We start from the raw sequence: 25,883 nt of genomic DNA on the forward strand, positions 1-25,883 counted from the left end.
TGAAGAAGAGGCAGTTGTTGTTGCCTTTCGCAAACACACGCTTCTGCCGCTTGATGATTGTCTCTATGCTTTGCAGCCAACCATTCCGCACCTGACACGCTCATCGCTGCATCGTTGTCTGCAGCGCCATGGCATCTCGCAGTTGCCCGATGTCGCAGGTGACAAACCTGCAAGACAGAAATTCAAAAGCTATCCGATCTGCTATTTCCATATCGATATTGCCGAGGTTCACACAGCAGAGGGCAAGCTCTATCTCCTGGTGGCGATAGACGGGACGTCAAAATTCGCCTTCGTAGAACTTCACGAGAAGGCAACCCGGCGCGTCGCCGGTAATTTCCTGCGAGCACTCGTCGCAGCGGTTCCCTACAAGATTCATACCGTCCTGACCGATAACGGCACCCATTTTACCGATCCCGGCGGCGATGGATGGACGCCGGCGGAAATCAAGGCAATGCTGGCTGAAAAGGTGCTGTTGCGCTGCCATTCATTCGAACTGGCCTGCGCTGACCTTGATATTGAACATCGGCTGACCAAGCCTCGCCATCCCTGGACCAACGGTCAGGTCGAGCGCATGAACCGGACAATCAAAGATGCAACCGTCAAACGCTTCCACTACGACGATCACGCGCAGTTGCGCTCCCACCTGGAACACTTCATCGCAGCCTACAATTTCGGACGAAGGCTAAAGACCCTTCGAGGCCTTACGCCCTATGAGTTCATCTGCAAAAAATGGACAAATCAACCGGAACGTTTCACACTCAATCCGATCCATCAAATGCCGGGACCGAACATCTAACCCACATGAAGACGGAAATAGACAATGGATTCAACAGGACACATGTGCTCAGTCTGATCACCATCAAACACAAAACTGGTTCAGATTCAGACAGAATTCAACAACAGTGATCACGCACATAAAACCGACCAGTCCGGTGCCGTTATCTGCCTACGAATTACATACAGATTCCGGTTGAATGCACATAAATATGCGCATATAATTATCGACCAAAGGAGCATGTCTTATGCCACAACTGGAATCTGCCCGGACATCCAAGCGCGCAACCAATCTTTCAATCGATAATGAGCTTCTTTCTGAAGCGCGCCGACATAAGATAAATATTTCGCGTGCAGCCGAGAGCGGAATTGCGCAGGCGCTAGCTGCTGCCAAGTCAGCACTTTGGAAAGAAGATAATCGTCCAGCGATGCAAAGTTCTAATGCTTACGTCGAAGCAAATGGCTTACCTCTTGTACGTTATCGTCAATTCTAATGGCGAGATATGACGTTTACCCCAATCCGGGTGGCGGCTATGTGCTCGACGTACAGGCTGATCTACTGGATGAGCTGAAAACACGTATTGTCATCCCTCTAATTATTAAAGCGCTGGCACCTATCCCGGCGATGCGGCTCAATCCGAGCTTCGAGATTGAAGGAGAGGAGTATGTGTTGGTTACACAGTTTATGTCGGCAATTCCCGTGTCCGTATTAAAGAACCCAGTCACAAACCTTTCTGCTTCACATGACGAAATCGTGTCCGCGCTCGATATGGCGTTTCACGGGTTTTGAACTCTACCGTTCAGTTATTCAACTGGATGACAACATTGATAACCAGTCAAGAACACCCAGCGTCTCTCGGCGGTTGTAACCTGTTGAATACTTTTGTTCCAAATTAACCGTCATAATCGTTAGAATGGGTAAACAGAAGCATGTTGATAGTAGCATCATTTGGTGCTATTTATGACGTCTCAGCAGGGAGACCGATTATGCGCTCAACCATCAACCTTGATGACAATCTTTTAGAAAAAGCCAGATTGTTGACCGGCACGAAAGAGACAGCCGCTTTAGTCCGACAAGCGCTAGAAACACTAGTGCGAATGGAGACTGGTAAACGCCTGATCGCCCTTGGAGGCACGATGCCTGACGTTGAAGCAGCCCCTCGTCGTCGGAGCTCAGTGGAGAAGTGATACTGGCAGACACTTCAATTTGGATTGACCACTTCCGCGGCGGCGATAATGAGCTTATCAAGATTATTGGTGGTGATCTTTTGCTTTGCCATCCAGCGATTATCGGCGAACTTGCGCTGGGCAGTCTCCGAGACAGGATGAGTGTATTGGCCTTTTTGAAGGTGCAGCGTGAAGCACAAGTCGCAACATATGACGAAGTCATGACCATGATTGAAAAGCACTGCATTTTTAGCATGGGTATAGGCTATACTGATGCTCAACTGCTGGCATCAGTTCTCCTCGATCGGCGAACATCACTATGGACCCGAGACAAGCGCTTAAAGGTTGCGGCTGAAAAAGCCGGCGCACGCCTTTACGAGCCGCTTCACAGTTAACAATGAAAAAACGCTATCAATTTCACGGTTGGCTTTGAGAAAGAAGATTGCGATTAACGACTAAAATCATCGATCCAATCATCTGATTACCAGTCAAGAATCTTGTCTCAGATATTAGTCTGGAGAACCACGTTTCCATACGTGTTGAAAACAAGTGATCTGCAATACTGCCCGCAAGCATAAACTCACCAAAGGAATGATGCGCTTGGGCTAGTATTTCCAAAAACATTATCCCAGAGCAGGATGATAGTTTCATCAAAATATCACTGAAACTATGTTGCGCTTGAAAGCATATCATTTTGCCAAAACTACCATTAATGGCATTGAAGTAGCTGATATGAGCAAAAAGAAGCAATTCGTGAGCGAAAGCGTTCGTCAGTCGAAGTCTTTGGGGGGGACTCGCTGCATTTTCGCGTTCACACACAGGGCCATTCTCTACCTGCTAGAAAATTTGCGACAAAAACCCATCGCGCATAGACATGCTGATATCAAATTCACCCCTTCAGGGGAGAATACTTTAAATTATCTGACAGCAAATAATTCAACCACCCCGCGACACGAGGTGATTGAACTAGATCTGAAAGTCTAAAAATCGTGCATGAGAGCCTAGAATTTCTCCTTATCTCTCAAATGCCCTAACCTCGGTGGAGTGGGCCGGCTATAACTTAGCAGATACTTCACCAAAATAGCGCGCAGTCTCCGAAAGGAAACCGCTGGAAAAGCCCCCATCAACCAGGGTTTGCAAAGCGTTATTGACACCGCTTGCGGTCTGATGACCTGCAGAGATGTCTTCGGCCATCTGGACATAATAGCCCAGATCTTTTTGCGCATTCGAGATGAAGAACTTCATCTTCGAATTGTCGCCTTCCAGAAGGAACGGGCTGACCCGTTCAAAAGCAGCGCCGTAGCCGCCTCCCTTAGCTAGGACCTCGGTAAAGACCTCGGCAGAAATGCCGCCCTGTTTTGCGCAGGCTGCCGCCTCGCCCAACAGCGTCACCATCCCGAGCGAGCAGAAATTGTGCAAAAGCTTGAGCTTATGTCCGGCACTCGCCCCCCCAGCATGGAAGATATTCTCGGCGAAGGTTTCCAGCAGCGGACGAATGCGTGTGAAAAGCTCCGGCTCCGCACCGACCAGCAGGTTCAGCCGCCCCGCCTCGGCCTCCAAGGGCGTGCGGGTCATAGGCGCATCCATGAAAAGCGCGCCTGCTCCTGCAGCCTGTTTCGCAATCGCCTCAGTAGAACTAGGTATCGCGGTTGAGCAATCGATGATCACAGTGCCCTGCGTCACCCTCTTCAGGATTCCGTTCTCACCCAGTAGCACATCCTCGACCTGCGGCGTGCCGGAGACGCAAAGGATGATCACGTCCGATGCCGCCGCCAGATCATGCTTGTCGGCGAATTTAGCCGCGCCTAAGCCGATCAGGTCCTCGCATGGCTGATTGCCGGGATGATCGAGAAACCCAAGCGCCCAGCCTTTTGAGACCACGTTCTTCGCGATGCCGTGCCCCATCAGGCCGACACCAATGATACCAACTTTCAGATCGCCCATCACTTTCTCCTCACGCTAGAGTTCGGCAGATCGCATCCGCCATTTCAGTGCATTTCGCATGGCCACCAAGGTCGCTCGGCACCGTTTCGCCCGCAGCCAACACCCGGCCCACAGCGGCCTCTATCCGATCGCCCGCCTCTATCAGAGCTGCATCGCCTTTGCGGTCTCCCAGCCAACGCAGCATCATCGCAGCCGAGAGCACGGTGGCGACCGGGCTTGCGATATTCTGGCCCGCAATATCGGGCGCCGAGCCATGCGCACCCTGGAAAAGAGCGAAATCGTCACCGATTTCTGCTGAGGGTGAAATGCCCATACCGCCAACGGTCGCAGCGCCAAGATCCGATATTATGTCACCAAACATGTTCTCAGCCACGATAACGTCGTAAAAATCGGGGCGCTTCACCAAATGGACCGTGATCGCATCAGCGTAGGCGTAATCGATACCCACATCAGGATAACCCGCGTGGACCTCATCACAAATCTTGCGGAAGAAAGCATAACTGCGAAGGATGTTCGCCTTGTCGCAGACGGTTACACGCGACTTCCCATCACGCGGTGCTCCACTACGTTTTTTCGCCAGTTCAAATGCGAATTTCGCCACGCGCTCGGTACCCTTGCGGGTCACTACGAGGCTGTCCGAGGCAAATTCATCTCGCAAGACGACGCCAGCGCCCCGGCTGGCATAAAGCCCTTCGGTATTTTCGCGGATAATCACGTAATCAATGCCGCCGCCTTCGAAGGCTCGCAGTGGCGAAAGCACGCCCGGCAGCAGTTTTACGGGTCTAACATTGGCATAGAGATCCAGCCGGAACCGGAGCAGCAAATGTAAGTCATTGCCCACCTCGGTGCCATCTGGATAAACTATGCCCGGCAGTCCAGCCGCACCGTGCAAGATCGCATCGGCGTTGCGGCAAGCGGCATAGGTATCATCAGGCAATACTTGGCCGGATTTCACGTAATGACCCGCGCCACCGTCCAACATCTGGAAATCCAGCAGATTTTCGCCAACAGCCGCTTTCAACACTTTGATCGTGGCCTCGGTGATCTCGGGGCCGATGCCGTCACCTGCGATAGTCGCAATCTTGTAATTCATCATCATTCCTATAGCTCACCAGTTAGTCGCGATATATTTGGCTTCCATGAATTCAAGCATCCCATGACGTGCACCCTCACGACCGAGCCCACTTTGTTTGACACCACCAAAGGGCGCGGCCGGATCGGATACGAGGCCACGGTTCAGCGCCAGCATCCCTGCCTCAAGTTTATCCGATACGCGCAGACCCCGCGCCAGATCCTGCGTGTAGACATAGGCGACCAAACCATATTCGGTGTCGTTGGCGCGGCGGATAGCTTCTTCTTCTGTGTCAAATATATAAATGGGTGCGACCGGACCGAATATTTCCTCATGGGCGATATCGGCAGTATCGGGTACATCGGCCAGCACAGTAGCGGGGTAGAAATGGCCGTCTCCGGCTATCGCCTTGCCGCCGCACATGATGCGCGCGCCTTTGGCAACAGCTTCATCAACGAGCCTGCCCACATTTTTCACTGCAGCCGCATTAATCAATGGACCTAGATCAGTGGTGTCTTCTGAGCCGGGGCCGACTTTCAGCGCGGCCATTCGTTCGGTCAGGCGGCGAGTGAACTCCTCTGCAACGCCACGCTGAACGTAGATGCGGTTCGCCGCGGTGCAGGCCTCGCCACCATTGCGCATCTTGGCGATCATTGCGCCCTCGATGGCGGCATCCAAATCCGCGTCATCGAACACGACGAAAGGCGCATTGCCGCCCAGTTCCATTGATGAATGGATCACCTGGTCCGCGGCCTTGCGAAGCAGTACTCGGCCAACCTCGGTCGAACCAGTGAAAGACAGTTTGCGCACCCGCGGATCATCGAGCATTGCGTTGACTACCTGGCCAGTGGTCGACGTGCTCAGCACATTTACTACGCCATCCGGAACGCCCGCCTCAGCAAGGATCGCCGCAACAGCAAAAGCGGTCAGCGGTGTCTCGGTCGCAGGTTTCAAGACGCACGTGCAGCCAGCAGCCAGTACCGGCGCGATCTTTCGAGTTGCCATGGCGGCGGGGAAGTTCCAGGGTGTGATCAGAAGCGAAACGCCAATCGGCTGATACTGCACCAGAATACGGTTCGCGCCTGAAGGGGCCATGCCCAGGTCACCATGGCCGCGTACGGCTTCTTCCGCAAACCAGCGGAAGAATTCGGCGGCATATGCTACCTCGCCTCGCGCATCTTTCAGCGCCTTACCATTTTCCAGAGAGATCAGCCGAGCCAGCGCCTCGGCATCACGGGTCATTAGCTCCCAGCAGCGTCGCAGGATCTCTCCGCGTTTGCGCGCAGGTGTTGCAGCCCAATCAGCCGCCGCTTCTGCTGCCGCATTCACAGCTGCAATGGCATCTTCGGGCGCTGCATTGGCGACTGAGCAAAGCACCGAACCATCGGACGGATTAGTCACGTCGATACGGGTCGCGCGGGCGCCTTCGCACCATTTTCCGCCGATGAAAAGATCGGTCGGCCAAGTGTTATGTGTTGTCATTTTTCTTCCTCAGGGTCTCAGGCGGACGCCATGGCAGTGTCAAGAATCGTACGGATCGCTTCGGACGAAAGCGGGCGGGGATTGTTTTCAACCAAACGCGAGGCGTTCATCGATAACGTCGCGATGCTATCAAGGCTTTCAAGCGTAACCCCGATCCGGTCGAGGGTTGCAGGCATACCAATCCGGTCAAAAAGCTCGGAAAGGGCACTGATCAACGCATCGGCTGCTTTGTCATCAGCATCGGCGCCGGTCGCAACACCGATCTCACGGGCAATCTCGGCATAATCTGCCGCAGCAACTGGAGCGTTGAAACGCATGGTAAAGGGCAAGAGCACACCAACCCCAAGCCCATGCGCAGTGTGCGTTTCCGCACCAATTGGGTATTGGATCGCATGGGCGGCTGCGGTACCGGCTGTACCGAAAGCGAGACCCGCGAGGGTCGAACCCAACATAACGGCAGAACGTGCCTCTATATTATCAGGCTGGTTGACCGCCGTCTCCAGGTGATCATAGATCAGCTTGATCGCGCGTAGCGCATAGATATCAGAGAGGGTGTTCTTGCCTACAAAGACCCGTGTCACCGAAAGATCCAGGGTCGCCTCGCGGCTGACGGCTGCGAAACCTTCAATCGCATGCGCGAGCGCATCAGCACCCGAAATCGCGGTCAGCCCCTTGGGGCACGTCACGGTTAGCTCTGGGTCGCAAATTGAGGTATGTGGGATAAGCTCGGGTGAAGAGATTCCCACTTTCATCACCCTTTTGGGATCGGCCAGAACCGCAACCGGGGTGGCCTCGGAACCGGTGCCTGCAGTGGTGGGGATCGCGATAACGGGGCGGACCGGACCCGGTACCTTGAACTCGCCATAATAGGTGGAAAGAGGGCCAGGAAAGGTTAGCAGAAGGCTGACCAGCTTCGCCAGATCAAGGCAACTGCCACCGCCAAAGCCGATCACCATATCCGGGGCAAAGTCTTTGTAACGCTCGGCACAGGTGGTAATCCCGTCCAGTGGCAGCTCAGGCTGGGTCTCGGCGAACACCTCGACCGTAATGCCATTGGCCTCAAGATCAGCAACCAATTCACTAAGCAGCGGCAGTTTGCCAAGGCGCTCATCCGTGCAGATTAGCGCGCGGGTGCCAAGATCGCGTGCCAGACGGCCAAGTGCCTTACGCTGGCCAGGGCCGAAGATTAGCCTATTTGGCGCACGGGTCACACCATAATCGAACCGCATGTAATTACTCCTTTTTCACCCACTCTAAGGGGGCAGTATTGAATGGTCAGGCGAGGCTGAGAATGCGCTCCCATACGTCGGTGGCTATGCTCAGACCATCGCGGACAGCTTGCTCGCGCGTAATGACAGCGCGGTCGCCTGGGATCCGTACTGGATATAATGGATCGGCAGGGGCTGAGTGTCGTAACTCCTCAAGAAAGCCCGAAACCAGTGGCATGACTCCCGACGATGGTTCCATCACCACAAACACATCGCCTTTGTTGCATGGATGTGTGGAATCGAGCGTGCCCTTTACCCCTGCCCCGATTGCCGAGCCGGTAAGCGCGGAGACAAGGACCTCAAACGCAAGGCCCAGACCGTAGCCCTTCGCGCCCCCAAAGGGCGCGATGGCACCCCGTTTCGCAGCATTCGGATCCATCGTAGGATTGCCATCCGCATCGAGCGCCCAGCCCTCAGGGATCGGCGCACCACGATGGGCGTAGTCATGGATCTTACCCATGGAAACAAGGCTAGTCGCCATATCGAAGACGAAGGGTAACGGCTCGGCAGGGACGCCAATGGTAATCGGATTGGTACCAATCATCGCATGCCGACCGCCATAAGGATGTACCAGCGCCTCTGAAACTGTCATCCCAAGCAAAATCTTGCCTTCTTGCGCCAGCTTCTCCGCATAAAAAGCAAGCATGCCAAGGTGATCGCAGTTACGGATCGCCACCACACACGAGCCCGTAACCGACGCCCGCGCCTTGGCCGTCTCAAGAGCGGCTAAGGCAACAACAGGCCCAATCCCCTGCTCTCCTTCCACATCAAGCAGCGCTTGGCCTCGCCAAGTCTGGGCTCCTTTTGTAATAGGATTGGTTACGCCAGCTGCGACCCTTTCGATCACGCGGGGTAGCCGCAACAGTCCATGAGAAGGGACACCCCGCATCTCAGCATCCAGCAAAAGTTGCAGCTGGATTTCCGCATGGTCACGCGAAAGGCCACCTTTGGTCAGTGCCCGGATCGCTGTGGTTCTGATTTCCTCGACAGGGATCATGGTTCATCTTTCGTGAAGAGGGAGGCGGTGGTCGGCACAGTACCGACCACCGCTATGAAACCTATTGCGCCAGAGAGAGATCGCGTAAGAACAGCGATATTTGTGGAACATAGGTAATCACCATCAAGGACAAGATAATAGCCGTCACTGGCCAGATCAGCGGCTTGAACATGCGCTGCACCGGGATTTTCGCCACCGATGCGGCGGCGAATAAGTTCACACCAAGTGGTGGTGTAATCATCCCCATGGCAAGATTGACGATCATGATCATACCGAAATGCACAGGATCGATGCCGTAGAGAATAGCGATCGGCGCCAGGATCGGTGCGAGAACAAGAATCGCGGCTGAGGTTTCGACAAACATCCCTACTACGAATAGTAGAATGTTCACGAAGAGAAGAAAGGTGATCCAACTCTCAAAACTATCAGACGCCCAGCTCCCGACCATTTTCGGCAAACCCGACATTGAGACGAGGAACGAAAACAGGCCCGCCGCCGCAATGATCAGCATGACCGCACCGGTCGAAACAACTGATTGGCGAAAGATTTTTGGCAGATCTGTAAATTTCAGTTCACGATAGATGAAGAGACCTATGAAAAGCGCCAGGAAGACGGCGATGGCAGCAGCCTCAGTTGGGGTAAAAATACCGCCATAGATCCCGCCCACGATCACCACCGGCATCATCAGCGACCAAAAAGCGCTGACGGCGGATTTCAAAAAACCCTTGCGATCGTCGCCGTCATTCTTGCCATAGCCTTTCACCCGACACCAGATCTGCGTCATGATAATCAGTGCACCCGCTATAAGGAGGCCAGGTCCGATCCCCGCGATGAAGATCTGCGTCACCGATGTTTCGGTCGAGACCGCATATAGGATCATCGGTATGGACGGAGGAAGGATCACACCGAGCTCTGCTGAGGTCGCCTGGATGGTGCCCGCAACCGGCGTCGGATATCCATGTCTAACCATCGCCGGAATTAAAATAGCGCCAACTGCGAAGGTGGTGGCCACTGAAGAGCCCGAAATTGATGAAAATATCATGCAGGTCAATACACAGGATGCGGCAAGACCGCCCTGGACGCCACCAACCATGCTTTTTGCGAAATCAACCAACCGGCGCGAGACGCCGCCGTGGCTCATCAGATTGCCAGCAAGGATGAAAAACGGAATCGCGAGAAGCGGAAAACTGTCCAGTGCATTGAACATTTTCTGCGGTACTACCAACAGTGGCAGATTGCTGAAAAACGAGATCGAGAAAATGGCCGACATTGCGATTGCGACCGCCACTGGAACTGACAGTGCAAATAGAATCATCAGTGCGGATACGAGGGCGATATTCATTCCGGAAGCCTTTCATCCATGACAGGACAGAAATGGCCAAGCAGCACGCCTGGCAGGGCGCAGACGCAGCCAACGGGAATCGCGGCATAGAACCAGGCCATAGAAATACCGATCATGGCGATCTTCTGGTTAACCACCCGCATTGCCATCTGCGTGCCATACCAAGACATTACGAATAGAAAGATTAACGTCAGGATGAACACTGCCCAAAGCACTGCCTTTTTCGCCGGTGCGGGTACGACATCACGGATGAATTCCAGCGGAATCATCGCATTCAGACGAAAACCCGCGCAGGCTGCCATAAAGACCATCCAAATCACGGTGCCTCGTGCAAAAATCTCGGTCCAGGCCAGTGAATGCCCGCCACCAAATCGTGAAACCACTTGCAGGAAAACCAGTACTGCGGATATCGCAAGCAATGTAGCAGCGATATTATGTGTGAGAGAGACAAACTTCTCTCCGGCGAGCACAACTCTGCGCATCGCTCCTCCTCCATGGATTATCGTAAGTGTTCAGGGCGCCTCTTTACAGTACGAAGACGCGGATTCAGTGCGGCTTCGAAATCAGAACCAAGGCGCCCGATCGATCACTCTTGTGCGGCGCGGATCTTTTCCAACGTTTCATCGCCATATTTGGCGGTGAAAACGTCGTAAACCGAGGAAACTGCTTCAGCAAAAGCGTCTTGGTCAACAGTATCGATGACTTCCATCCCATTGGCACGTAGCATTTCCAACCCGCGCTTTTCGTCATTTTCGACATAGGCACGATTTGCTGCAACACCTGCGGCGGCGGCTTCACGCACCCACCCCTGCTCTTCTTCGGAGAGTTGTTCCCAATGTATTCTCGACATCATAATCAGTGAGGGCGAATAGAAATGTCCGGTCAGGGTTGCATATTTTTGAACTTCCCAAATGCGATTCGCGATGAAGATCGACATTGGCGTTTCCTGACCGTCGATGGTGCCTTGCTGAAGTGCAGTGATTACCTCGTTCCAGGACATCGGCAAAGGAGCTGCTCCCATGGCTGAAAAGGCTCCGAGATGAATGTCGTTTTCCATCGTGCGGATTTTCATGTCCTTCATGTCTTGCGGCATTTGAATAGGCTTTTTCGAGTTGGTCATATAGCGGAAACCATTCTCCGCCCAGCCAAGCGCCATGATGCCGACCGGCTCGAAATCGTTCAGCAGGCCCTGACCGATGGGACCATCCAAAACCGCGCGAGCATTGTCATAGTCTTTAAATAGAAAAGGCAGATCAAGAACATAGGTCGAAGGCACAAAGCCACCCACCGGTCCAGTCGAGGTCACGCCCATTTCAATAGAGCCGATCTGCATACCCTCAAGGATCTCACGCTCGCCACCAAGTACACCATTGGCTTTGATCTCAACGGTAATGTCTCCACCCGAGAACTCCTCGATTTTCTCTTTGAAGGCTTTGGCAGCTGCGCCGTAGTGCGATTCTTCGGGCGGTGTCATCGCGATGTTCAGAGTTCGGGCCTCTATTGCCGTGGTCGTGAGTACGAAAATTGATGCGGCAGAAAGCGCCAAAGCACGGAAATTGTAAGTCATTCTTTCCTCCCTTGGGTGACGAGCTTCCCTCCAGAAACACATGTCACCCTTTACGATTTGCAGAGTATCAACCAAAAAAATCAGATACGATACGATTTAAGGCTAGACATCGTGTACAGAAACGTCAAGAGATTAAGAACTAGGAGGGACATAAAATGTCAGCAACGCAAGTTGGATCACAATTATATTCCGGACAGCAGCATGGCCGCGAAAAAAATCCCGGACACCCTCTGGGTGATGAGATCTATGATGCGCTGCTAGCGGATTTGATCTCGTTAAGGATTCCTCCGGGAGAACGATTATCAGTCGATGCGCTAGCGCGCCATTTCACCGTCTCGCAAACACCGATACGTGCAGCGCTAATCCGGCTTGAATCGGAGGGACTCGTAATACAGAAATTCAACTCCGGTTTCTCGGCAGCGCCTTTACCCGAAGGGCGATATTTCCGCGACACCTACGCTTTCCGCGAAATGATCGAACCGGAGCTAGCCATGCTGGCCGCAAGCCGTGTGACGCCGGAAGACATTATTGCCCTTGAAGAACTGTGCACGGAAATGAGTTGCCTCGCCGCCGAGAGCCGCCCTGACAATTTTGGGGCTTTCGCCGAGCGCGATAATGCCTTCCACACACGAATAACTCTAATTGCTGGCAATCAGGTAGCAGCCGAGGCGCTATCGCGCCTCTATATCCACTCAAACCTGTTTCGGCTGCGGTATCACTCCACAATCACCACCAGCGCAGTCAGCGAACATCTTGAGATCCTCGATGCGCTTCGACAAAAAGATGCGGAGTCGGCCCGTAATTTGATGCGCCGACATATCGGCCATTCACGTGAGAGAGTAGAGCCCTTTTTTACCGAAACTGAAAACTTCCCAGAAAATCAACACTACAGTGGCGCGTCTAACGCCCAATCAGGCCCGGAGGAGCATGATGACACTTGATCAGCTAATGTGGATTGATACCACGAAAGTATTTTTGAATGGCCAATGGATCACCCCGACAGGCGGCAAGACAATTCCGGTCGAAAACCCGTCCACGGGTGATGTGATCGGCCAAATTGGTCGCGGTACAGAGGCAGAAATCGATACCGCCGTAGTGGCGGCCCGAGCTGCCCTTAATGGAGAATGGGGCAGGCTGACCGCAACGCAGCGAGGTCGGATACTGATGAAAATGTCCGAGCTCGTCCTAGAGCGTGCAGAAGAATTAGCGATGATCGAAACACTCGATGTCGGCAAGCCTCTGAACCAGTCTCGCAACGACGCGATTGCGCTGGCGCGCTATTTGGAATTCTACGCTGGCGCTGCAGACAAGCTGATGGGCACCACCATACCCTATCAAGAAGGGTTTACCGTCTATACTTTGCGTGAAGCACATGGTGTTTGCGGTATCATCATCCCGTGGAATTACCCGATCCAGATACTCGGGCGCGGCGTCGGCGCAGCACTTGCTGCAGGGAATACGGTTGTTGTAAAACCGGCTGAGGATGCCTCGCTTTCCTCGCTGGCTGTCGCCGCTATCGCCGCAGAGGCGGGCGTGCCAGCAGGTGTGATTAATGTTGTCACCGGTTACGGCCATGATGTCGGCGCGCATCTATCCTCGCATCCTGGAATTAATCATATCTCCTTCACGGGCTCAGTAGCTACGGGCGTGCGCATCCAAGAGGCTGCGGCGAAGAATGTGGTGCCAGTCACGCTGGAATTGGGCGGCAAATCCCCGCACATCGTTTTCGACGATGTCGATCTAGAAAAAGCGATGCCGATCCTTGTAGGCGCGTGCATGCAAAATGCTGGTCAAACCTGCTCGGCTGCCTCGCGGGTACTTGTTCAAAAAGGCATTTATGACGAGGTCAAGCGTCGCATGATCGCGATATATAAAGGTTTGACCGTAGGCCCGGCGATAGACAGCCTAAGCTTGGGACCCGTGGTCTCGAAAAAACAGCACCAGATCGTCCAGGGCTTTATAGACCGGGGCCGTGCAGAACTTACCATGGCGGCCCAGGGCAATTTGCATCCAGAAGCCCCTGCTGGCGGCAATTATGTGCTTCCAACACTCTTCTCCGAAGTGTCACCAGATCATACACTGGCCCAACAGGAGATATTTGGACCTGTTCAGGTGTTGATTCCATTCGAGGATGAGGAAGAGGCGCTTAAAATCGCCAACGGCACCGATTACGGCCTAGTTACCGGAATCTGGACCCGAGATGGAGCGCGCCAACTGCGCATGGCACGTAAGATTAGTTCCGGCCAAGTCTTCATCAACAATTATGGTGCAGGCGGCGGTATCGAACTGCCCTTTGGCGGCGTGGGTAAATCCGGCCATGGCCGCGAAAAAGGGTTTGAAGCATTGAACGGCTTTACCCATATCAAGACAGTCACCATCAGTCACGGCTGAATGCGACATAGGCGGGTGCGCGTATGTTCGCGCCCGCTTTCTTTCCTACGAATTAAACATCGGCTCACCCTCCGACGAACAACTTTGTGCAATGGGATTTATTGCCGATTGCTATCAGGAGAATGCTACTATGGTTAAAATAGCCCTTTTCGGCGCGGGTGGGAAAATGGGTACCCGTCTCACACGCAATCTGAAAAACACCGACTTCATTGTGGCTCACGTCGAGCTGTCACCCGAAGGCCAGCAGCGGCTGAAGCATGAATTTGCCGTCACTTGCGTCACGTCTGACGAAGCAATTAAGGGGGCCGATGTTGTAGTACTTGCGGTACCCGATGCGACCATCGGCAAGGTAGCCGGCATTGTTGTGCCAAAGCTTGGCAGCGGAACGGTGGTGATCTGCCTAGATCCGGCCGCGCCCTTTGCCGGCCATTTGCCCGAACGCGCTGACATCGCCTATTTCGTCACCCATCCCTGCCATCCTGGCATTTTTCGCCATGAGGAAACAGAGGCTGCGCAGCGCGATTTCTTCGGTGGCACCGCCGCGTCCCAGAGCATCGTCAATTCACTGGTGCAGGGCACTGAGTGGCAATACGAGCGAGGCGATCAGGTTGCCCGTGCAATCTTTGCTCCTGTGGCCCGTAGCCATCGCGTCAGCGTCGAACATATGGCCTATCTTGAACCAGGGCTGACAGAGACCGTTTGCGCCTCGCTGATCACGGTCCTCCGCGAAGCGATGGAAGAGGTCATTGGGCGCGGTATTGACCGCGACTGCGCACGCGAATTCCTACTTGGTCACATGAGCGTGCTGACCGCTGTGATGTTTGACGAGATCCCGGGGAAATTTTCCGATGCCTGCGAAAAGGCAATCGAGTTTGGCCGACCAATGCTGATACGTGAGGATTGGAAAAAAGTGTTTGAGCCAGAGGAGATTCGAGCGAGCATAGAGAGAATAACCTGATCGCAAACCTCGACATGGTTCATGCGGTCGATTTGGTATTGCTATTTGTGGACAGCCCCTGAATTGCAAGTGTTTTCTTTGTGTCTTTGATCTTTATTGCTAGCGGTCATTTGTCCGGCCTGTTTGTGCGGTGCCAATGTCCGCTGGCCCTGATGAAGTCCGCGAGCCAGATCCCTATCAAGTTGCCGAGCTATAACGCTCTGGCAATACCACGGTGTGTTCCGGTTGCGGCGGCAAAGATCATCATCACAGAGATTGCCCTTGCAACTTGTGCGGCGCGTTTGTGGTGCGCCAGAAAATCTCAGGCTGCGTTGTAAGCCTCCTTCTTCGACATCACTGCCCAGACGATCCGGGCGGTCTTGTTTGCCAACGCCACGCTGACTAACCGGGATGGCTTGCGCTCCAGCAAGTGGCGTAGCCATTGTCCGGTTCGCGTTTGCGCGCGGATGGCATGTCGCAGAACTGCTGTTGCGCCGACAACAAGGAGCTTTCGTAGATAGCTGTCGCCCATCTTCGTGATGCGCCCCAGCCTGTCCTTGCCGCCGGAGGAATTCTGCCGGCACCGTTACCTTAACGTGATTGCCATCGTAACTTGGTCTTTGACGCAGTTTCTATGCAGATTTCAGGCAAGCGATTTCCCGCCACATGTTGGTGGCGGCTTGTCGTAATTCACGATGATCGGCAGCGTCGAATTGGTTGCGGGGGAAGTAATATATGTTGTAGATCGGATCATGTATCGACGTGAACTTCTGCACATGTCGCGCTGACTTAAAGCGCTTCATAACCCGCTCGCGTCGCCGGCTCGGCTGATGCGAATTCTCTGCCCGGTTGTTCAAACCCTTAAGCTGGCGATGATCGCAAACACTAAGGCCTATCGATCGTTTGGCAGCGCCATACGAGCGTAGTTTGTCGTTGACCATCACCCGCGGTGCGCAGCCTTGAGGAGAGAGAAGCTTGCGCATGAACCGTTTGGCGGCCTTGGTATTGCGGCGTTTCTGTATAAGAACCTCCAGCACAAAGCCATCCTGATCTACCGCTCGCCAAAGGAAATGGCGTTCACCTTTGATCGTAACAACCATTTCATCCAGATGCCATATGTGGACGGCCCCCTCGTTGCAAGAACCTTTTGATGATTTGATCGGATCGCTTGCGTTCATATGTCCGGCCTTTTGGTACATTCACACATGAATGCTGGCCAAGATGGGTTCCGCGACGTGGGTTCCAAACATTTATTCGGCCTCGTTGGGCCATTGGCATCTGCGGAGTGGACCACGTCTCGGATCGATCGATCACACCATCTACTTGTTTCATGCAAGTTCACGCATCAGCTCAGCACGGTATCGTCTGTATCATGCTTACCGTGATGACTGATCTCGTCACGCCGCGCAGGCCATAGCCGATCGCGCAGCATTACCCTTATAAACCTCGCCGGTTACCATCATTTTCCAGGCGATCCTGGCAATCTTGTTGGCCAACGCGACAGCCGCGAGTTTTGGCGGCTTGCGCTTGAGCAACTCGATGAGCCATAATGAAGCATTCCTGCCTCGTCCCGCTCTGACCTGTCGAAGCGATGAGGTTGCACCCACGATCAGCGTCTTACGCAATGCTTCATCGCCAGCCCTCGTAATAACACCGAGCCTGACTTTGCCCGCAGTCGAATGATACTTGGGTGTCAGGCCCATCCAGGCGGCAAACTGCCTTCCTGATGTGAACTGTTCCGGTGCTGGCGCTTTCATCACCAGCAAGACTGCGCCTATCGGCCCAACACCAGGGATATTTGCAAGACGGCGACAGCATTCATTGTCGCGATACCAAGCCATCAGCTTTGCCTCCACCTCTTTCAAACGCTCACCCAACTGCGCAAATTCCTCAGCGAGTGATGCGAACAGATCACGCGCCAAAGCCGGGATAATGTCATTAATCAACATGCGTTCCAGAAGGAGCGGAATATGAGACATGCCCTTGGCCGCGGTTAGCCCGAACTCAGCTGCATAGCCACGAATCGTATTGGCTAGCTGCGTATGTGCGGTGACGGCGCGCTCACGCAGGCCCACCAGCATAAGCGCGGCTTGCTGATCCGCACTTTTCACCGGAACGAACCGCATAGTCGGAGGGCTCATCGCCTCGCATAGCGCTTCGGCATCGGCTGCATCATTCTTGCCGCGCTTGACGTAGGGCTTCACCAATTGTGGCGCGATCAACTTTACATCATGTCCAAACCCTGTCAGCAACCGCGCCCAGTGATGCGAAGCGGCGCAGGCTTCGATCGCAATCACGGTCGGTGGGCATTTCGCAAAGAAATCCACCATCTCCCTACGGCGCATCTTCTTGCGCAGGATCGGTTGCTCGCCGGCGTTCACACCATGCAATTGAAAGACATGCTTTGACGTATCCATGCCAATACGGATAATCTGATCCACGGACGGCTCCTTCGTTTGAGATCGTTAACAGCTCACTCTGGCAAATTTCGATGCCGTTCGGGGGCCGTCCATCCCAACATTTATCGCCAAGGCGTGGTGTCCGGCAACGGATCGTCTGGGCATAGGCCCGTCCGAATTTCTCAGCCCATTCATAGACTGTCTTATGTGTGATGAAGATCCCGCGATAAGCCAGCATGTCTTCAACCATGCGAAAGCTTAACGGAAAGTGGAAATACAACCATACGGCTTCCGCGATGATCTCAGAAGGATAACGATGGCGATGATAAAGTGAAGAACGAGGTTTCATCATAACACGTTATCGCCGTTGATTCTTACCCTCAGGTGAAGGTAACGGTGCCGCTGGGACGCCTGACTTCATGATTACCAGTCAGGAAAACTTTTAATAAGACTGATTGGTGCACTTGGGATAGCTTCTCCAAACCCGCTTGGCGTTTGAACATCGAGATCAACGCTCTCTTCCGGCTTGCAACTGCTCAAACGCTATTTGTAATTTCGCCCCGATCCCTGCGAGGGGCTCCGGCGGGATCCAGCTTGGGCCAGCCATATTTAGCCGGTCGCTAAGCAATTGCGACTTCGTACCCGAAGCCATTTCGGCCAGCAGTGTGCCTTGGCTCGTTCCGCGAAGAACCCCTGCACCGCCACAACCAACTGAAACGAACATACTGGGATAAGCTTCGCCGAAATAGAAGCCTCCATTGTGGGTCACCGCGGTAAATCCGCCCCACACAAACTCGAATTCATGGTTTCGCATATTAGGAAACCGGTTTTTATACAAACTGGTAAGCATGGCCCTTACTTTTTCAGGAGCAAGCTCGCTCTCATAAGAGTCCCCACTCCTTATTAGCAACCTTCTGTTTGTCTTTCTCATAGTCGTGCCCATACGGTGGGCGGGCAATATTCCCCATTTGGGTTGCTCGCCCAGACTTGCTAGTTCAGTTTCGTTTAATTCGGGTGTAAATGCACCATAGGTCAGAATCCCAATCATCCGATTGCGAACAACCCCAAGTTCGCGAGCGTGAAGGTTGTTCGTGATAAATACACGATCAGCAACAAAATCACCTTGGTTCGTCTTAACGCTGAACGGCGAGCTCTTTGTTACTGACTGTACAACAATGTTCTCTACCAAATGCACAGATGCAGGGAGATTGTCTGCGATTCCACGCTGTAACGCAGCAGGCTGGATAAGAACTTTGGTAAGGGACTGCAAACCGTAACGGTAGTAATCTGTACCAATAATACTCTCTAATTGGCTTTGAGAATATTCTTGGGGATTGATCCCCCATTTGCGGTATGTGGCAACCGTTGCCCGCGCGCTCTTTTCGACGCGCGGCGTGGCCGCAGCTGTGATCGCCAATGGGTTTTCGTCCCAATCGCATTCAATCGAATAACGAAGTACTTGCGCTTTGAGTTGATCAAGCCCTGCCTGAACGATATTCATCTGGCGAGTGGCCCAGTCAGCCTCAAAACCCTCGGCGTTGGCACTGGGTTCGCCTGGATTGATCAACAAATAACCTGAGTTACGTCCGGACGCACCTTCTCCAATAGTTGACGCTTCTAAAAGAAGTATCTGCTCGTCAGGGTTAAGCTCTGCCAAACGTCGCGCAGCAGCAAGTCCGGTGTATCCTGCACCAATGACGATGTTTCTGAATCGTTTGGTCGCCGGCAGTGCCATTCTAACATTACGCGGCGCCAACAGTGCGTTCCAGCCTGATGCGGACTTGTATTTGGGAGCCATATGCATTTTTTCTCCAATGCTTATCGACGCGGCAACAACCACGCAGGCACTATTAATTTGCCCGCTTGCTGTATGTTCGACTGTTCATTTCGTGTAACTAGGCGCTCATCCGAGAATATTGCGGATGGTTTGCATAAATATTCGAGCGCCTGTACCGATAAGAGCGTCTGGGTAGTCGTAATCAGGATTGTGTAAACCTGGATGCCCTTCCCCTGCCCCATGGAAAAACATTGCTGCTGGCGCAATACTCCCAAACAACCCGAAGTCTTCACCCGGTCTAATTGGAAGAATATCTTTGCTCTCGCTATGCGTAATACCTAATTCGTCCAGCGCCTGACGCAGTGCTGACACGGCCTCGGGGGCATTGAAACATTGAAGAAATATTTGATGATACGATACGCAAGCAGTCAGACCAGTAGATTCAGCCTGTTCATAAACAAGCTTTTCTGTAGCGGTCATCAGTGCAGCCATCTGGTTATCGGTCATTGTGCGCAGAGTGACCCAAATTTCACCATGGCTCGGGCTGATCCCGAAATTTTCATCACCGATAATCACGTGCGTGACTGTGGCTTGCCGAAAATCATCATTCACGACAGTTGCGTTACCAACTTCTGTTAAAGTATTTAGCAGCCGCGCGATCGCTAATGTTGGCGCAATGCCCTCCTCTGGCGACGCAGCGTGTGCAGTCTTGCCGGAAAACGTAATCTTCATGCCCCGCGTTGCACAATTTACCGCACCATCTTTAAGGGCGACAAATCCCAAAGGCAGTCCTGGAAAATTATGCTGCGACAGAACAATGTCAGGCTTGATTGAAATAAATTGTGGGTCCGCAATTACAGCCGCAGCACCTGCGCCATTCTCCTCGGAAGGTTGGAATAACAGAACGACTCTCCCACGCTTTGGACGGCTTTCACCCAGTCCAACACCAATGGCAAGAAGTGTAGCGCTGTGTCCATCGTGGCCGCAAAGGTGGCCTTTCCCCGGTATTTCCGATCCGTGAGGTAAGTCGGAAATTTCCTGAATTGGAAGCGCATCAAGTTCGGATCGGATCATCACTGTCGGACCTTCTTCCAAGCCGCAATAGACCGCCGCCACACCGTGGCCACCCAATCCCGAGATTATTTCGTCCGCGCCCGCTTGTTTGAGCGCCTCCATAACTTTACGGGCTGTCTCAAATTCTTCGCCCGAAACTTCAGGCCTGCGATGCAATGCGTGGCGAAAGGCAACAATTTCGGACAATTGATGGTCATTTAAAAACATAGGAGTTTCCTGCTTCAAAGAAGCCGCACCCGCGAACCGGGTGGCTGAGCAATTTTCTGGTGTTGTTTATTGCGACAAATGTTTGCGTAAGAACGATCGCGTTCGATCCTCTATCGGATTTGCCAAGACCTGAGATGGGGGTCCCTGTTCCACAACAACACCACCATCCATGAACATCACGTGATCAGATACCTCAGTCGCAAAGCGCATTTCATGGGTCACGATCAGCATCGTCATGTGCTCGCTCGCTAGCTGCTTCATGACGAGATTAACTTCATCGACGATTTCCGGGTCGAGCGCCGATGTTGCTTCATCAAAGAGCATAACTTTGGGCTGCATCGCAAGCGCGCGCGCAATGGCCACTCGTTGCTTTTGGCCTCCTGATAGCCTTGCGGGATAAGCTTTACCCTTATCCGCCAAACCAACTTTCTCAAGAAGGTCGTTGGCACGCTCTTGCGCCTCGATCTTATTTAGACCTTTAAGTCGCATAGGTGCTATCATGATATTTTGCAGCACAGTGAGATGCGGAAAAAGGTTAAACTGTTGAAAAACCATCCCCATTTCCTGACGAATATGATTGATGTGAGATTCGAATGCCCGTCCCTTTAGGGGACGGTTGACTTGCTTTCCATCTAACCAGATTTCACCGCCTGAGATTTCTTCAAGCATATTAATTGAACGTAGCAGTGTACTCTTACCCGACCCACTCGGTCCGATAATCGAGACAATTTTCCCGCGTGCAACGGTTAGATCAATGCCTTTGAGCACCTCATGTTGCCCGTAAGATTTGCGGATCTGCCGCAGTTCAATCATGGATTTTTGCTGGATCATCGGATAGCTTCCGCTTTCTTGGCTGCCACGTTCAATACAAATTCCATAGCGAGATTCACGATGTAATATAGAACGGCGGCAGCAAGGTAGAATTCGAATGGGCGATAGGTTTCACTGATGCCGCGCTGTGCTGCGAGAACGAGTTCCGTGATACCAAGGACTGACAGAACAGCCGTGTCCTTTAGAAGAATGATGCTGTTGTTACCGATTTGTGGCAGAGCAGTAAGGATGGCTTGGGGAATTATAAAGTGACGTAGCGTTGCGAACCTCCCAAATCCAAGGGTACGTGCAGCTTCAGTTTGACCGGGATCGATAGTCTGCAACGAAGCACGGAAAATGTCGGCATTGTAAGCGGCATAATGGACGCCAAGACCAATGACGCCGGTCCAAAACGCTGGAAGCATGACGCCAACCTGTGAAAGGCCATAGTAGAGCATATAGAGTTGGAGCAGCAGTGGCGTGCCCATGAAAAGAAAAACCACTCCGCGAACTGGCAAGCTTACAACCTTTGGTGCGTAGAGTGTCGTTAGCGCGATTAGAATACCGAGAATAATACTCACGGCACCTGCCAGTAGCGTAATGAGTACCGTCCATGTCAGCCCAGTTAGCAATATACCCCAATATGACGGTACCACGCTGAAATCGAGGTTCATGCGCTAGCTCCTTTCTCTGCATCAAATCTGCTTTCTACAAAACGAATGATGATCGAGATGGCCGCAATTATAATAAGGTACGCAGCGCCTGCGAGAGCAAAGACTTCGAAAGGCTTATATGTGGATGTCACAAACCGTTGCGCTGTGTAGGTGAGTTCCACCACACCGATCGTGGAGACCAAAGCTGTTCCCTTTGATAGAATAATGGTGTTGACACCTAATGAGCGGATCATCAGCGGCGCGGCTTGAGGCAACACAAACAATTTCATGGTATCAAACCGACTGAAACCAAGTGACCGGGCAGCCTCGCTTTGCCCCCTGTCAACTGAAAGGATTGCACCTTTCATCCCTTCGGACATGTATGCTCCAATATTAAAACCCATAGTCAGCACAGCAGCTACGAAAGGCGTCATCTCCAATCCAAATTGCGGCCCGCCAAAATATACAAGAAACAACTGGACTAGCAGTGGGGTGCCGCGCACTACACTAACGTAGGCTGTCGAAACCCAGCGAAGTATTGCAGTTCGCGAAAAGCGAGCCCATGTCAAAAATACCGCTACAAGAAGTCCGATAACCAATGAAATGAAGGTCAAACCGACCGTGACGAGAGCAGCTTCAGCTATGAACGGTAAGATCCGTACAACCAGTCCAATATCCATTTGTAGTCTTCCAAGATACCAGACGCGGACCGCGTCGGATTTGCGGTCTTTGCATTCCGCTAATTTGCTCGCATATACGACGTTCTAGGGCAGCTTTTATGGCCGCCCCTGTGCGCCAACTATCGAATGTCTCTGCCGACCCATTTCTGAGCTAGTGCATCATAAGTGCCATCGGCTATCATCTCATCGAGAGCTTTCTGTAATGCTGTTGCAAGCTCAGGGTTATTCTTACGAATAGCGAACCCAACGTCGAAGCGAGGTAAGGTTTCGTCCTTGAGCTGTTCAACTGGCGCGTTGCTTTTGGCAATTGCTACATAAACCGGGATGTCGTCTGCAACGATGGCATCAACGCGGCCTGCACTTAGGTCAAGGAGCAACTCTGGCAAGCCCTTGTATGTGCGGATGTCAAATTTGTTCTGCTCGCGAGCCCATTTCTCGGCGGCTTCGCCAAGGGTCACCCCCACCGCTTTGCCCTCCAAATCGGCGGCACTCTTAACCTCAGCACCTTTACGAAGAAAAATTCCAAGTCCCGTACGGTAATACGGTCCCACGAAGTCAACTGCCTTTTTGCGTTCTTCTGTAATTCCCATTGAGCCGATGATCGTGTCATAACGCCCTGTAACCAAACCGGCTATAATACCGTCCCAAGATGTCGTTATAGTATTGGGTTCTACATTTAGCCGGCGAGCGATTTCAGCGGCGATGTCGACGTCAAATCCAACCAGTGTATTGGTTTCATCGACGAAACTAAAAGGTGGGAACACACCCGATACAGCGTTGGAAAGTTTACCAGCTGAGTGAACTTTCTCAAGATCGTCTGCGTTTGATGTCGCAGGTGACAACGCCAAACCCACTGCAACGAATGAAAATGATATAATTTTTGATAGACCCATTTTATTTCCCCTTTTCAAGATCCTATGATCTCTGTTAATTTCACTAGTCATGTCTTCAGTTTTACGTGTTTTGTTAGAAGCCATTGGGAGAATGAAGCATAAGCTCGTAGGCCATGCTTGCAGCTGCAAGATCAGCCAACGCTGTCCCAACTGCCTTAAAAGATGTGATTTGCTCATATGAGCTGCGACTTGCAACATGTCCGCCGCACAACTCACGCAGAGTGCCCGCAAGTCGAGACGGTATGAACGCTCCACTGTCTATCGACTGTGTAAAGTCACCCGCCTCATGCAAAGCCTCTTCTGTATCGACGTAAACAGTCGAACGAACGAGAGTATCATCGTCCGATTCCCGCATGTTCGGGGTGAACGCACCTATGAGATCGACGTGTGTCCCCGGTCGCAGCCACTCTCCACGAATAATCGGAGAGGTCGCCAAGGTCGCGCATGTCACGATGTCGGCTTCTTGGACACTATCCTTCAGTTTCGTGGCGACATAGGCCTCAAACCCAGCTTCTTGCAGCCGCTTAACCATCCTCTCGGCACTTGAAATATCGATATCCCAAACGCCAACGCATCGGATATTTCGCACTGAAGCATAGGCTTCCGGCAAAAGACTGGCCACTCGGCCAGAACCGAGAACAAGCAGGTGTTCTGCATCCTCTCTCGCGAGATAAGATGCTGCGAGTGCTGAAACTGCAACTGTTCGTCGAGTTGTGATTGCATTTCCGTCAATTGTCGCAAGTTGAATACCCGTTCCACTATCAAAAAGCAGATAACAGGAAGTAAGACCAGGGATCCCCCGATGTGCATTGCCGGGAAATACGGTAACGACTTTGACACCGAGATACCCGCCTTCGGCTGATTTTTGTTGCCAGGAAGGCATCAAGAGTAATGTAGCGTCGGGCTCACCTTGAATTGGAATCGTGTGATGGTGTCGCTGCGGCGCCTCACATCCCGCGATAAACGCGTTTCGCAAAACCTTAATTAACTCAGCCATCGGCAGCAGGCGCGATGCTGCATCGAATGAAATCATTAGTGGCGAAGATGCGACTGTCATGATGAAGGCTTTCGTATATTTTTTATAAGGCAACCGATGCTGTTTGCGTCCGTGTAATCGCACTATCGATAAAGCTATTTGGGCGACGACTTATCAGTGAAGAACCATAGAACAACCGATGTCACTTACGCCGCTTCAATCCATCCTTCATTGCCGATCCCAGTGTTAGATAGCGCTTATTGAAAAAGTTTTCAATAAGAAAATAGCACCTGCATGTTTTAAGGAAAATTTTGATATACCCAAATCAATGCCCTACTGAATATAGTAAGAATTTACAGCCACTTGATTGGCTTTCATTTCTCAATGGCGATCAGTTTATCGGCTTGGATAGGGCCTCGCATTTGCGCATATTTTCAACGGGCTATTGATACACAATACCGCGTATCGCATGATTTCACGCGATGTCATCATATGGCGCGTGTCTGGCGCTGTGGCGTATTTGGACTGCTAGAACCCTGGTCGCCTGAAACATAATCTCGTTGGCCTTAACGGCACGTCAAATACTAAAAAATATCTATAGATTATGGATAGTTTCCTGTACTGGAGACGGAGTGGTGCGGCTCAACGAGCCAAGTTGTGATTCCAAAATAGAATAGCAACCCTCAACGGCGTCCTCTCGCGACAACGCACTAGGATCAAGGCACCATTCGAGCCACAAACCATCAAAAAGCGCTATGAAATTAATTGCAAGCTGCTCTGATTTAACTTCTAGACCACGTTCAACTGCAAGCGCAGCGATATCCATCTGTAGCGCCTCACGATAGGCACGCCAAAGCTGACGGTGCTGCGACCTGAGTGCTTCATTTTTATCGATCTCACCCCAAAGCGAGAGCCAAATATGGAGATTATCTCTCGAAAAATGCTTCTCCGAAAACTGCGCCTCAATGAGCGCGCACAAACGCTGTTCAGGGTTACTAGAAGCATCGGCTCGACTCTTACTAGCTTCGAGTATTTGACTGTGAACGTCATCATAAAGAGAAACCTGATAGACCTCGGAAAGGATTTCGTCTTTACCTGAAAAATGATGTGCGACGAGGCCAATGGAGACCTTCGCCTCCTTCCGGATATTATCCGTCGTCAATGCTGTAATTCCACCTCTGGCGAGGCAGCGCGTTGCAGCTTCGACTAACATCCGTTTACGTACGGCCGGCAGTTCACGGCTGAATCTAGGTCCTTGCTTTTTATTTGTCCCCGTCATTCATGAGCCTCATCGTATATGACATTTTGTTAACCGGTGCCGTTCGCAGACAACTATTTGCCACCTTATGACAGATAGTTTCCCGACAGTCAGCCTTTCAGACCTACTGACAGACACATATTAAGTCGATAAATTCGGTTAATTATTATTGGGAAGTAATTAGGCCGTAGACTCATAACGATCTGATCCAAATT

Annotated in this window: 25 protein-coding genes and 3 pseudogenes; 8 read left to right on the top strand and 20 right to left on the bottom strand. The window is 52.3% G+C overall.

All coding sequences use genetic code 11. The features are described 5' to 3' along the window. The 5 genes from CEV31_RS17895 to CEV31_RS17915 all read left to right on the top strand — a co-directional run. The coding region (locus CEV31_RS17895; protein ID WP_094509122.1) for an IS481 family transposase at positions 1-796 on the top strand (796 nt) is incomplete at its 5' end. A gap of 226 nt (positions 797-1,022) precedes the next feature. Then, positions 1,023-1,268, top strand: coding sequence for a type II toxin-antitoxin system CcdA family antitoxin (locus CEV31_RS17900; RefSeq protein WP_094509124.1), 246 nt, complete (start codon positions 1,023-1,025; stop codon positions 1,266-1,268). Continuing rightward, complete coding sequence (locus CEV31_RS17905) at positions 1,268-1,564, top strand: CcdB family protein (protein WP_094509127.1); 297 nt, start codon at positions 1,268-1,270, stop codon at positions 1,562-1,564. Before CEV31_RS17900 ends, CEV31_RS17905 begins: the two co-directional genes overlap by 1 nt. Before the next feature lie 197 nt (positions 1,565-1,761). Beyond that, positions 1,762-1,962 carry a type II toxin-antitoxin system VapB family antitoxin gene (locus CEV31_RS17910; protein ID WP_094509166.1) on the top strand — a complete coding sequence of 67 codons (201 nt, stop codon included), beginning with the start codon at positions 1,762-1,764 and terminating at the stop codon, positions 1,960-1,962. Then, complete coding sequence (locus CEV31_RS17915; protein WP_094509129.1) at positions 1,959-2,336, top strand: type II toxin-antitoxin system VapC family toxin; 378 nt, start codon at positions 1,959-1,961, stop codon at positions 2,334-2,336. Before CEV31_RS17910 ends, CEV31_RS17915 begins: the two co-directional genes overlap by 4 nt. A gap of 658 nt (positions 2,337-2,994) precedes the next feature. On the opposite strand, the gene CEV31_RS17925 is transcribed toward CEV31_RS17915, so the two are convergent. The 8 genes from CEV31_RS17925 to CEV31_RS17960 form a co-directional block, all read right to left on the bottom strand. Then, positions 2,995-3,885, bottom strand: coding sequence for an NAD(P)-dependent oxidoreductase (locus tag CEV31_RS17925; RefSeq protein WP_094509133.1), 891 nt, complete (start codon positions 3,883-3,885; stop codon positions 2,995-2,997). A 10-nt stretch (positions 3,886-3,895) separates the two neighbouring features. Next, positions 3,896-4,978: an isocitrate/isopropylmalate dehydrogenase family protein gene (locus CEV31_RS17930; protein ID WP_328587695.1), complete on the bottom strand. Its 1,083-nt coding sequence runs from the start codon at positions 4,976-4,978 to the stop codon at positions 3,896-3,898. Positions 4,979-4,993: 15 nt separating this feature from the next. Beyond that, positions 4,994-6,439, bottom strand: a complete 1,446-nt coding sequence (locus CEV31_RS17935) for an NAD-dependent succinate-semialdehyde dehydrogenase (RefSeq protein WP_094509135.1) — start codon at positions 6,437-6,439, stop codon at positions 4,994-4,996. Between the two features lie 17 nt (positions 6,440-6,456). Beyond that, the gene (locus CEV31_RS17940; RefSeq protein ID WP_094509137.1) at positions 6,457-7,668 is read right to left on the bottom strand and encodes an iron-containing alcohol dehydrogenase; all 1,212 of its coding nucleotides are present in this window, start codon (positions 7,666-7,668) and stop codon (positions 6,457-6,459) included. A 46-nt stretch (positions 7,669-7,714) separates the two neighbouring features. After that, positions 7,715-8,704, bottom strand: a complete 990-nt coding sequence (locus CEV31_RS17945; RefSeq protein WP_094509139.1) for an Ldh family oxidoreductase — start codon at positions 8,702-8,704, stop codon at positions 7,715-7,717. 61 nt (positions 8,705-8,765) lie between these two features. Continuing rightward, positions 8,766-10,046, bottom strand: a complete 1,281-nt coding sequence (locus CEV31_RS17950; RefSeq protein WP_094509141.1) for a TRAP transporter large permease — start codon at positions 10,044-10,046, stop codon at positions 8,766-8,768. Beyond that, entirely contained in the window at positions 10,043-10,528 is a 486-nt protein-coding gene (locus tag CEV31_RS17955; protein WP_094509143.1) for a TRAP transporter small permease, read from the bottom strand. Before CEV31_RS17955 ends, CEV31_RS17950 begins: the two co-directional genes overlap by 4 nt. A gap of 104 nt (positions 10,529-10,632) precedes the next feature. After that, positions 10,633-11,613 (bottom strand): TRAP transporter substrate-binding protein, encoded by a 981-nt coding sequence (locus tag CEV31_RS17960; RefSeq protein WP_094509145.1) that lies wholly within the window; start codon positions 11,611-11,613, stop codon positions 10,633-10,635. Positions 11,614-11,768: 155 nt separating this feature from the next. Here CEV31_RS17960 and CEV31_RS17965 point away from each other — a divergent pair, with 155 nt between their 5' ends. The 3 genes from CEV31_RS17965 (at position 11,769) to CEV31_RS17975 (ending at position 14,962) form a co-directional block, all read left to right on the top strand. Then, positions 11,769-12,554, top strand: a complete 786-nt coding sequence (locus tag CEV31_RS17965) for a GntR family transcriptional regulator (protein ID WP_094509147.1) — start codon at positions 11,769-11,771, stop codon at positions 12,552-12,554. Continuing rightward, positions 12,544-14,004, top strand: coding sequence for an aldehyde dehydrogenase family protein (locus tag CEV31_RS17970; protein ID WP_094509170.1), 1,461 nt, complete (start codon positions 12,544-12,546; stop codon positions 14,002-14,004). The genes CEV31_RS17965 and CEV31_RS17970 overlap by 11 nt, the downstream gene beginning before the upstream one ends. A 130-nt stretch (positions 14,005-14,134) precedes the next feature. Further along, positions 14,135-14,962 (top strand): phosphogluconate dehydrogenase C-terminal domain-containing protein, encoded by an 828-nt coding sequence (locus CEV31_RS17975; protein WP_094509172.1) that lies wholly within the window; start codon positions 14,135-14,137, stop codon positions 14,960-14,962. 301 nt (positions 14,963-15,263) lie between these two features. On the opposite strand, the pseudogene CEV31_RS17980 reads toward CEV31_RS17975, so the two are convergent. The 12 genes and pseudogenes from CEV31_RS17980 to CEV31_RS18035 all read right to left on the bottom strand — a co-directional run. Beyond that, a pseudogene (locus CEV31_RS17980) lies at positions 15,264-15,521 on the bottom strand (transposase); the annotation flags it as partial. 52 nt (positions 15,522-15,573) lie between these two features. Then, positions 15,574-16,134: pseudogene (locus CEV31_RS17985) on the bottom strand (IS6 family transposase); the annotation flags it as partial. Positions 16,135-16,338: 204 nt separating this feature from the next. Next, entirely contained in the window at positions 16,339-17,382 is a 1,044-nt protein-coding gene (locus CEV31_RS17990) for an IS110 family RNA-guided transposase (protein WP_094509151.1), read from the bottom strand. A gap of 79 nt (positions 17,383-17,461) precedes the next feature. Then, a pseudogene (locus CEV31_RS21350) lies at positions 17,462-17,689 on the bottom strand (IS6 family transposase); the annotation flags it as partial. Between the two features lie 159 nt (positions 17,690-17,848). After that, complete coding sequence (locus CEV31_RS18000; RefSeq protein ID WP_143850983.1) at positions 17,849-19,144, bottom strand: NAD(P)/FAD-dependent oxidoreductase; 1,296 nt, start codon at positions 19,142-19,144, stop codon at positions 17,849-17,851. Positions 19,145-19,243: 99 nt separating this feature from the next. Continuing rightward, positions 19,244-20,398 (bottom strand): amidohydrolase, encoded by a 1,155-nt coding sequence (locus tag CEV31_RS18005; protein ID WP_094509155.1) that lies wholly within the window; start codon positions 20,396-20,398, stop codon positions 19,244-19,246. A 66-nt stretch (positions 20,399-20,464) separates the two neighbouring features. Next, positions 20,465-21,229: an amino acid ABC transporter ATP-binding protein gene (locus CEV31_RS18010; RefSeq protein ID WP_328587697.1), complete on the bottom strand. Its 765-nt coding sequence runs from the start codon at positions 21,227-21,229 to the stop codon at positions 20,465-20,467. Then, positions 21,226-21,882, bottom strand: coding sequence for an amino acid ABC transporter permease (locus CEV31_RS18015; protein ID WP_094509157.1), 657 nt, complete (start codon positions 21,880-21,882; stop codon positions 21,226-21,228). Before CEV31_RS18015 ends, CEV31_RS18010 begins: the two co-directional genes overlap by 4 nt. Next, complete coding sequence (locus CEV31_RS18020; protein WP_094509159.1) at positions 21,879-22,541, bottom strand: amino acid ABC transporter permease; 663 nt, start codon at positions 22,539-22,541, stop codon at positions 21,879-21,881. Before CEV31_RS18020 ends, CEV31_RS18015 begins: the two co-directional genes overlap by 4 nt. 119 nt (positions 22,542-22,660) lie before the next feature. Then, complete coding sequence (locus CEV31_RS18025) at positions 22,661-23,434, bottom strand: transporter substrate-binding domain-containing protein (RefSeq protein ID WP_094509177.1); 774 nt, start codon at positions 23,432-23,434, stop codon at positions 22,661-22,663. A gap of 73 nt (positions 23,435-23,507) precedes the next feature. Then, the gene (gene lhpI / locus CEV31_RS18030) at positions 23,508-24,491 is read right to left on the bottom strand and encodes a bifunctional Delta(1)-pyrroline-2-carboxylate/Delta(1)-piperideine-2-carboxylate reductase (protein ID WP_235818153.1); all 984 of its coding nucleotides are present in this window, start codon (positions 24,489-24,491) and stop codon (positions 23,508-23,510) included. A 514-nt stretch (positions 24,492-25,005) separates the two neighbouring features. Continuing rightward, the gene (locus CEV31_RS18035; RefSeq protein WP_094509164.1) at positions 25,006-25,689 is read right to left on the bottom strand and encodes a TetR/AcrR family transcriptional regulator; all 684 of its coding nucleotides are present in this window, start codon (positions 25,687-25,689) and stop codon (positions 25,006-25,008) included. Positions 25,690-25,883 lie beyond the last annotated feature (194 nt).

The organism is Brucella thiophenivorans (assembly GCF_002252445.1).
Taxonomy (GTDB): Bacteria; Pseudomonadota; Alphaproteobacteria; order Rhizobiales; family Rhizobiaceae; genus Brucella; species Brucella thiophenivorans.

What these genes read in the sequence shown, in the direction of transcription:
- CEV31_RS18010 (WP_328587697.1), bottom strand. Translation starts at nt 21,229, where the DNA reads ATGATCCAGCAAAAATCCATGATTGAACTGCGGCAGATCCGCAAATCT.
- CEV31_RS18005 (WP_094509155.1), bottom strand. Translation starts at nt 20,398, where the DNA reads ATGTTTTTAAATGACCATCAATTGTCCGAAATTGTTGCCTTTCGCCAC.
- CEV31_RS18025 (WP_094509177.1), bottom strand. Translation starts at nt 23,434, where the DNA reads ATGGGTCTATCAAAAATTATATCATTTTCATTCGTTGCAGTGGGTTTG.
- CEV31_RS17900 (WP_094509124.1), top strand. Translation starts at nt 1,023, where the DNA reads ATGCCACAACTGGAATCTGCCCGGACATCCAAGCGCGCAACCAATCTT.
- CEV31_RS18000 (WP_143850983.1), bottom strand. Translation starts at nt 19,144, where the DNA reads ATGCATATGGCTCCCAAATACAAGTCCGCATCAGGCTGGAACGCACTG.
- CEV31_RS17925 (WP_094509133.1), bottom strand. Translation starts at nt 3,885, where the DNA reads ATGGGCGATCTGAAAGTTGGTATCATTGGTGTCGGCCTGATGGGGCAC.
- CEV31_RS17955 (WP_094509143.1), bottom strand. Translation starts at nt 10,528, where the DNA reads ATGCGCAGAGTTGTGCTCGCCGGAGAGAAGTTTGTCTCTCTCACACAT.
- CEV31_RS17905 (WP_094509127.1), top strand. Translation starts at nt 1,268, where the DNA reads ATGGCGAGATATGACGTTTACCCCAATCCGGGTGGCGGCTATGTGCTC.
- CEV31_RS17965 (WP_094509147.1), top strand. Translation starts at nt 11,769, where the DNA reads ATGTCAGCAACGCAAGTTGGATCACAATTATATTCCGGACAGCAGCAT.
- CEV31_RS17940 (WP_094509137.1), bottom strand. Translation starts at nt 7,668, where the DNA reads ATGCGGTTCGATTATGGTGTGACCCGTGCGCCAAATAGGCTAATCTTC.
- CEV31_RS17960 (WP_094509145.1), bottom strand. Translation starts at nt 11,613, where the DNA reads ATGACTTACAATTTCCGTGCTTTGGCGCTTTCTGCCGCATCAATTTTC.
- CEV31_RS18015 (WP_094509157.1), bottom strand. Translation starts at nt 21,882, where the DNA reads ATGAACCTCGATTTCAGCGTGGTACCGTCATATTGGGGTATATTGCTA.
- CEV31_RS17975 (WP_094509172.1), top strand. Translation starts at nt 14,135, where the DNA reads ATGGTTAAAATAGCCCTTTTCGGCGCGGGTGGGAAAATGGGTACCCGT.
- CEV31_RS17950 (WP_094509141.1), bottom strand. Translation starts at nt 10,046, where the DNA reads ATGAATATCGCCCTCGTATCCGCACTGATGATTCTATTTGCACTGTCA.
- CEV31_RS17935 (WP_094509135.1), bottom strand. Translation starts at nt 6,439, where the DNA reads ATGACAACACATAACACTTGGCCGACCGATCTTTTCATCGGCGGAAAA.
- CEV31_RS17910 (WP_094509166.1), top strand. Translation starts at nt 1,762, where the DNA reads ATGCGCTCAACCATCAACCTTGATGACAATCTTTTAGAAAAAGCCAGA.
- CEV31_RS17930 (WP_328587695.1), bottom strand. Translation starts at nt 4,978, where the DNA reads ATGAATTACAAGATTGCGACTATCGCAGGTGACGGCATCGGCCCCGAG.
- CEV31_RS17945 (WP_094509139.1), bottom strand. Translation starts at nt 8,704, where the DNA reads ATGATCCCTGTCGAGGAAATCAGAACCACAGCGATCCGGGCACTGACC.
- CEV31_RS17970 (WP_094509170.1), top strand. Translation starts at nt 12,544, where the DNA reads ATGACACTTGATCAGCTAATGTGGATTGATACCACGAAAGTATTTTTG.
- CEV31_RS18035 (WP_094509164.1), bottom strand. Translation starts at nt 25,689, where the DNA reads ATGACGGGGACAAATAAAAAGCAAGGACCTAGATTCAGCCGTGAACTG.
- lhpI (WP_235818153.1), bottom strand. Translation starts at nt 24,491, where the DNA reads ATGACAGTCGCATCTTCGCCACTAATGATTTCATTCGATGCAGCATCG.
- CEV31_RS18020 (WP_094509159.1), bottom strand. Translation starts at nt 22,541, where the DNA reads ATGGATATTGGACTGGTTGTACGGATCTTACCGTTCATAGCTGAAGCT.